This window comes from Streptomyces sp. NRRL F-5122, from assembly GCF_001507435.1.
GTDB classification, from domain to species: domain Bacteria; phylum Actinomycetota; class Actinomycetes; order Streptomycetales; family Streptomycetaceae; genus Streptomyces; species Streptomyces lannensis.
The window spans coordinates 1-6,284 of the sequence record NZ_LMWH01000022.1 but is presented as its reverse complement, the minus strand read 5'-3'; the positions used below and the strand labels follow the sequence as shown (position 1 = coordinate 6,284).

Genomic DNA, 6,284 nt, shown 5'->3' with positions numbered 1-6,284 from the left:
CCGCGAGCTACAAACACACCTCGCCCTCTGGACCGGCGCCTGCCCCACCTGCCACCGCGACATACCCACACCGATACGGACCTGACCAAGCACTACTAGCTACTGCACCATCAAGTCTCTCGTCAACGGCCAGTACGTGAGTGCTGAGTTGGCCTACACGGGTACCGGCTATGGCATGCTGCGGGCGCGCTCGGCCTCCGTCGGGGATTGGGAGAAGTTCTCGTTCTCGCAGGGCTGAGATACGACCGCGCCGGATCGATCAGACGGCGAGGCGTCTCGCCTCCTGCTCGATCCGGCGCTCGCGGCATGTCTGTGTCATCAGCGGCCGGCAGTAGTCCGGCGGGCCGTGGCAGCTGGCTCGCCGAGCGCATCCGGGAGCTCTCCCTCCCTCTGCAAAGCCGCCGTCGACGGCCTGCCCTCGCCGGCGCCGACCCCCACGTCCCCGTCCGGCGCGTCAAGGGTCGCTCCGAACGACAGCGGTTCCCACAGCTCAACCAGGGCGAGCCGCGTCACCAGCCCTGCTGAGGTTGAAAAGGGCTCAGTAAGCGGTGTGGCGTCATCGTCAGCTCAGACGTTCAGTCTGTTGGCCGGCGCCCGTGTGTGTACGTCGTGGTGTGGTCCTCGACTGGTGCGGCCATGTCCGTGGCGTACTCGGCGCGGGCCTGATGGTCTGCCTCGCTGATGTCAAGGTGGACGGGCGGCGTCTGGGGGGCGGGCCAGAGCTGAATGAGATGGCGTTCTCCGTGGTCGCCGATGCCGGGCTCGGGGTCGTCGGCGTGGCAGTACAGGCGCATCCGCACCCAGCCGCAGCTGTCAGACGAGGCGGAAATCTGCAGGGGAGGCAATGCGCCCGGCCGGCAGGTGGACGCCCAGGACGTCTTCGTGGGTAGTCCGGTTCAGCACCGTGAGCCGGTTGAGTGCTTCGGCCACTTCGGGCTCGGCGAAGACTCCTGCGCTAGTTCGGTGCGCCAGCGGCCTGTTCTCGAGGGGCGCTGACCGGGGCAGCCCGGGTCGGGCGTGAGCTTTTGGTATGTCGGCGACTTCACTTGGGCTCGAGGGCGTTGTCTGGGCCGGTCAAGGGCCCAGAGAGGTGCTGGCCTTACAAGCGGGGCCAGAGGTGAGCGAACTCGTGCTCGACCGCGTTGAGGTTACGCGGGGTGCTGGTGAGCTTTTCGAGGAAGGCGAATCTCCGTCGTCTGCGCCAGTTGCCGACCTGTCCCGCGGCGAAAGTGAGTCCTGGGATGAGAGCGCCGAGCAAGGGAGAGCCAATACTGACCAGGTCCTTGGCCGTTTGGACTGCCGGCTCCATTGTGGGGTGCCGGCCGACCAGTTCGCCTTCGAAGCGCACGCCGTACGAGGAGAGTTCGGCGCAGGCGCGGGCGACGTCGTCACGGTTGCCCTCGGCGATGGCGGCGTCCACGCGGGAGCAGTACTCGCGGTATCGCCGGGCGGGCCTGCTGTCCCGGATTTCGAGGGTGATGGGCAGGACTTCGCTGGGTTTGCCGGCACGGCTGAGGACGTGTTTGAGGACGAGAGGAATGCGGACCTCGAATGCCTCGTAGGTGAGGAGTTCGTTGATCTGCTTGTCGCGGTCGCGTTCCGCGTCGTCCACGAGTGCTGCCACCCGCTCGGCGAAAGCGTGGCGTGGGCGGGGACGGGCAAGGCCAGTCCTCAACGCGTCCGCTCCGTATGGGCAGCCCAGCAAGTCGGCCAGGAGCACGTAGACGCGAGTCCGGTAAATCAGGTGGGCGGCGAAGAGTTCGGGGTGTGCGCTACGGCTCACGCTCCCCACCGTCCAGTAGTAGTCCATCTCCGACCAGAATCCATCGCCGTCGGTCTCGTCGATCGCGCCGAGTGCGGATTGGCTTCTCAGGAGCGTGCCGGTCATGGACTCGCCACGGTAATACTCTTCGTCATTCACGAGTTCGACCAGGTGGTGCGGCGACACATGTGCCAGCTCCGGGTCGATCGCGCGCAGGTGCTCAAGGACCTGCTCCTCCCGCAGCGGGACTCCCAGCAGAGTGCGGAGGCTGTCGATCATTCCCTGTGGGCCCGCGGTCTCCAGTGCCGTCGCCTTGGCCAGCGCTAGGACGGCGAACACCTCCTCCGAGGACAGCCTCTTGCCGGCGTCCTGGGTGAGTTCTTTCGCCGTGCGCAGCAGCGGGTCTCCGTACGTAGTCGCCCATCCTTCCGGACCCGTCAGCACGTTCTCGTAGAGAATGGCCGCGTTTACGTACTCCGCTACCGCCTGCAGCGTGAGCCGCGGGCGCGTGGGCAGCCGGATCCGCGGGTCCTCCCAGCGCGCCCCGCTGAAGTACCGCAGGGCGTGATCGACGGTGGCATGGTCCAGCACGATGCTGGAAATGGAGCCTGGCGTGTCGTCCCTCGCCGTCGCCTCTCCCAGCACACGTGCCGCGTGATCGGGATCGTTGAACAGGGCTTGTAGACGACGCCTGTTCTCCTGGTCCCGTGCCTGGAGCTCTTCACGGTGCCGCCTGTCAATCACCATCCTCACAGGATGAACGATCAGCACCCCCCGATGGAGGTGCATGCCGAATTTCTCGGACGCCACGGCAGATCGGTGCGGCAATCAGGGAGGGTCTGCGGGATGGGTGGCCAGTCGTGCGCCTGGGGAGGGTGCAGCCGTCGACCTTGTCGCTGCCGGTGACCGTGGGGTCCTCCGCAGCAGCACGGGCCAGCTTCCCGTCGAGGCTGGCGAAGAAGCTGAATGGGGCGGCTCGAGCGGACACTAGTCGGCGCGCGGTCCGGGCGCGTGCCCCTCGGGCCGTCCCACCGCCGTGTCATGGAGGTTCACGTTGTCGCAGGTCGGGGAGCGGGATATCCCGCGATGTGCTCAGTTGCCCGCATCCTCTGGACCGCCTCGGTCCACGGATTCACGGTGATGCGACGGCGGCGGCTGCGTCAAAAGCGAGCCCTCGCGACCTACATCACAGGAATCAGGGGTCTACATGCGCAAAGCACCTCGCAGGACAGTGGTAGCCATCGTGGGAGCCGCGGCAGCAGTCACTTTGTCGCTCGGGTCGAGCCCAGCGAGCGCATCAGCCGCGAGCGGTACCTACCTTCCCGGATCGAGCCTGGTCAGCCCGAACGGCCAGTGCAAGATCTGGGAGAACTACACCGGCAGCGGCAGTACCTACAAGGTCCAAGGGCTGGTTGTGACCTGGGGTGACGACTGTCAGATGGGCGTGTACCGCAGCAAGAACGGCGGATCCTTCGAGCTCGTCAGCTACCTCTACGAGATCTGGGGCGAAGGTCAGACGAACACCGGGTTCCACGCTGACCCGCCGGGCTACAAGATCCACACCTGCCTTTACGACAAGAGCACTGGCTACCGCGGGTGCGACGCCGCGACCTGACGCGAAGCAAAAGACCCCGCCCACCCCCACAGAGGGGTGCGCGGGGCTCCTGTCGTCACGGGACCCCTCGAGCGGGCGCAACCAGCCACAGGCGGGGGACGATCGGGCGCGCCACCGGGCCCAACGGCACTGGCACGCCAAGATCACACGGGGCTGCCTTCCTGAGCGGCGCAGGTCTCGTCCATGGCCTGAGAGAAACTCGTCGTCGCATCGGCGCCGCTGGTAGATCGCGGTGGAGGGTGACTCCGGCGGCCGCGGCCCCGAGGACTGTCGTCTTCGGGCGGCTCAGCGCCTGCATCGGGAGACGCGATCGGTGGTGAGGCGGGTCATGCCCGTGTACTTGTACGGCGCGGCTGTCGTGGAGACCGCCTCGTAGCCCTGTGCGAACGCGCGGTCGTCACCGCGCCATCCACCCGGATGCCCGGACCCGAGGATGAGCTCCGCTCGGCTCGGGGCCACGCCTAGGGCCAGAAGCCGCAGATTAGTCGGTCCGCGCGGTCCTGGCCCGTTCGTCCTGCCGCTCCCTTGTGGGCATCGAGTGAGGTGATGGCAACCTAGCTAGTTTCGCCCGTAAGCCACCAGGTCAGGCTTGGCTGAGGGAGTGAGCCGAGGCAACGGCGCCTGGGTGAATTCGCGACGGCCGTGGGTCGGTCAAGACCCGACGGAAACCGGCAACCAGTGCTCTTGAGGTGAACTTGCCGCAGGTGAGGTGCTGGGGCGGATCGGCGTCGGCTGCCCGACCAGGGGCAGAGATGCGTAAACGCAGCCGGAGGCCCGATCTTATGTCATCGTTCGCAGTGGACTTCTTGGTGTACCCGCTCGGATCGGTCAACGGCGCACCCGATAGCGGAGGTGAAGCACCCGGTTGCCCTGAATCACCACGTCAGGGTCCTCCAACAGGTGCTGCGCGTGGACCGACCCGAAGTAGCGCTTGCCGGACCCGAACACGACGGGTACGACGTCCATGCGCACCTCGTCGATCAGGCCCGCGGCAAGCACCTGGCCACCGACGTCGCCGGCGGCGACCTCGACGATGCGGTCACCCGTAAGCTCCTGTGCCTTGGCCACGGCTGCCTCGACGCCGTCGACGAAGTGAAACGGCGCCTCGGTGTCCCAGCCCTCGGGCTCCGGCCGGTGTGTCACCACGACCACGTGGTCGATCCCGCCCGGCGGCTTCCCGTCCCAGCCGTCGGTCATGTCGAAGACGTGGCGGCCGACGATTGTCGCCCCGATCTGGTCCCAGTACGGCCGGGTGTAGTCGTAGGACGTCTGAGACACCTTCACCTCGCCGCTCTCGTCCAGCGGGACGTCACCGCTGGACAACCAGTCGAACAGCGGTCCGGGCTGGTCATTCTCGTCCGCGACGAAGCCGTCCACCGACACCGAGCTGTACATGACCACCTTGCCCACGGCGCTCTCCTCTGCTTTGGGGTGCCCCAAATTAGCGTGTCGTGAGCTGTCGCTCTTGTAAGAAATCAATCGGCCGGCAGCGGCCAGCCGTCCAGCACGTGGCCGGGATGTTCGCACAGGAACCGCCGCCGGACTTCGACGTACCGGGTCGGTCGTGTATGTCGGCGGCCGGCGCAGCCGCTCCAGCTCCGAGATCCGTCGCCCTCCGGGACGTCGAGCAGCGTCACCAGGTCCCCGGGCAGCGCGCCGTCCACACGCCGGGCCGCCTTGGCCACGGTGGCGTGCAACCGGTTCTCCGCGACCTGCGCACCGCGGCGACCTGCTTGGCCAGCACCAAGACGCCCGGCAGCCGCACCCGGTGGCGCCGCAGCCACCCGACCGCCTGGTCGAACAGCGCCACCGGCCCCTCGGCGTGCGTCCACGCCCGTGCAGGAACGTGCGGAACTTCCGGCCCCACTCGTGGTCCTCGAACTGGTGGTAGCCGTAGGCGTCCCGGATCTCCCAGGCGTGGTCGTACGCGGTCTGCCGGCGCTCGGCGTACCGCTTCGCCATCGATGGGTCGTCGATCCCCAGCTGCACGGCCAGGTGCTCGACCACCGACCACGGCACGTCCAGCGGATCGTCCACCAGGTCGTCGGGGTGGGCGGTGACGACGGCCGCGAAGAAGTCGACGTGCTCAGGCATGGCACTCGGTCCTCTCACAGGCCCGCGCCCGGCCACGAAGGGCCGGGCGCGGGAGGTCGGTTGGTGGTCTCGGAGCAGCGCGAGCGGCAGCGGGGTCCGGGACCAGGACCGCTGGGCGTGGTCGTGCGGGTGGGCGGTCCATGCCGCACGGCAGGACGGCGAGGTTTGCGTGTCCGGGTCTGGGCGGCGGCTCGGTGGGCGGCGGAGTCGACGCCGTAGGCGCTGGTTGAGTTCTGGTTTGCGGGGTGTCTGTCGATCGGTGGAGGGGAGTTGTCCCGGGGGCTGGCGCCTGAGTTGGGGTGAACTCGCCTTGCGTGGACACACGGGCTGCTCGCGATTCTGCTTGTCGGTGTGCGAGCTGGGTCGTGCTGGGGAGGTCCTGGTGGGGTGGGCGTGTGGGTGCGGTGTGGATGGCTGTTCGGTGAGGTCTGTGCGCTGTCACGTCTGATTGCTCCTTCGTCTGCCGCATGAGTCAACTGCCGCTGATCATGCAGGGGTTCGGGTCTTTGGGTGGTCGGTGTGCGGGTCTTTTGCCGTTCTGGTGGGTGGGTGGCGGCCGTGCTGCTGTGTGCCCGGGGCGGGTGCTGGGTCCGGGGCCGGGTGGTCGGGGGCCGGGGCAATCTCTGTGCTGGCATGGGTATTTGATGTCTCGTCGGTCGGGGTGGGTGGGGTTTGTCGAGGGTGTGTTGGCGGTGGTGGTTGGAGGGTTGGGGTGGTGTGCGGAGTGAACGGTTGTGCGTTTTTGAACGCTTGTCGGGTATGGGGGGTTTGCGTTTCTGTGTGGGGTTCGGCTACCGTCCAGGGCCTCCGGAC

The 6,284-nt window shown here is 67.4% G+C and carries 4 protein-coding genes and 1 pseudogene; 1 reads left to right on the top strand and 4 read right to left on the bottom strand.

The genetic code is table 11. The annotated features are described in order from the left end of the window. Positions 1-575: 575 nt before the first annotated feature. Positions 576-800 carry a hypothetical protein gene (locus ADL25_RS04905; RefSeq protein WP_199839104.1) on the bottom strand — a complete coding sequence of 75 codons (225 nt, stop codon included), beginning with the start codon at positions 798-800 and terminating at the stop codon, positions 576-578. A gap of 299 nt (positions 801-1,099) precedes the next feature. Beyond that, a complete protein-coding gene (locus tag ADL25_RS04900; protein ID WP_159044883.1) occupies positions 1,100-2,509 on the bottom strand; it encodes a hypothetical protein in 1,410 nt (469 codons plus the stop codon). Positions 2,510-2,969: 460 nt separating this feature from the next. Here ADL25_RS04900 and ADL25_RS04895 point away from each other — a divergent pair, with 460 nt between their 5' ends. Beyond that, positions 2,970-3,377 (top strand): hypothetical protein, encoded by a 408-nt coding sequence (locus tag ADL25_RS04895; RefSeq protein ID WP_147318086.1) that lies wholly within the window; start codon positions 2,970-2,972, stop codon positions 3,375-3,377. Positions 3,378-4,205: 828 nt separating this feature from the next. Here the strand turns inward: ADL25_RS04895 and ADL25_RS50275 are convergent. Both ADL25_RS50275 and ADL25_RS52090 read right to left on the bottom strand, forming a co-directional pair. Beyond that, positions 4,206-4,787 carry a dihydrofolate reductase family protein gene (locus tag ADL25_RS50275; protein ID WP_059126376.1) on the bottom strand — a complete coding sequence of 194 codons (582 nt, stop codon included), beginning with the start codon at positions 4,785-4,787 and terminating at the stop codon, positions 4,206-4,208. A 150-nt stretch (positions 4,788-4,937) separates the two neighbouring features. After that, a pseudogene (locus ADL25_RS52090) lies at positions 4,938-5,417 on the bottom strand (DUF4158 domain-containing protein); the annotation flags it as partial. Between the last annotated feature and the right edge of the window lie 867 nt (positions 5,418-6,284).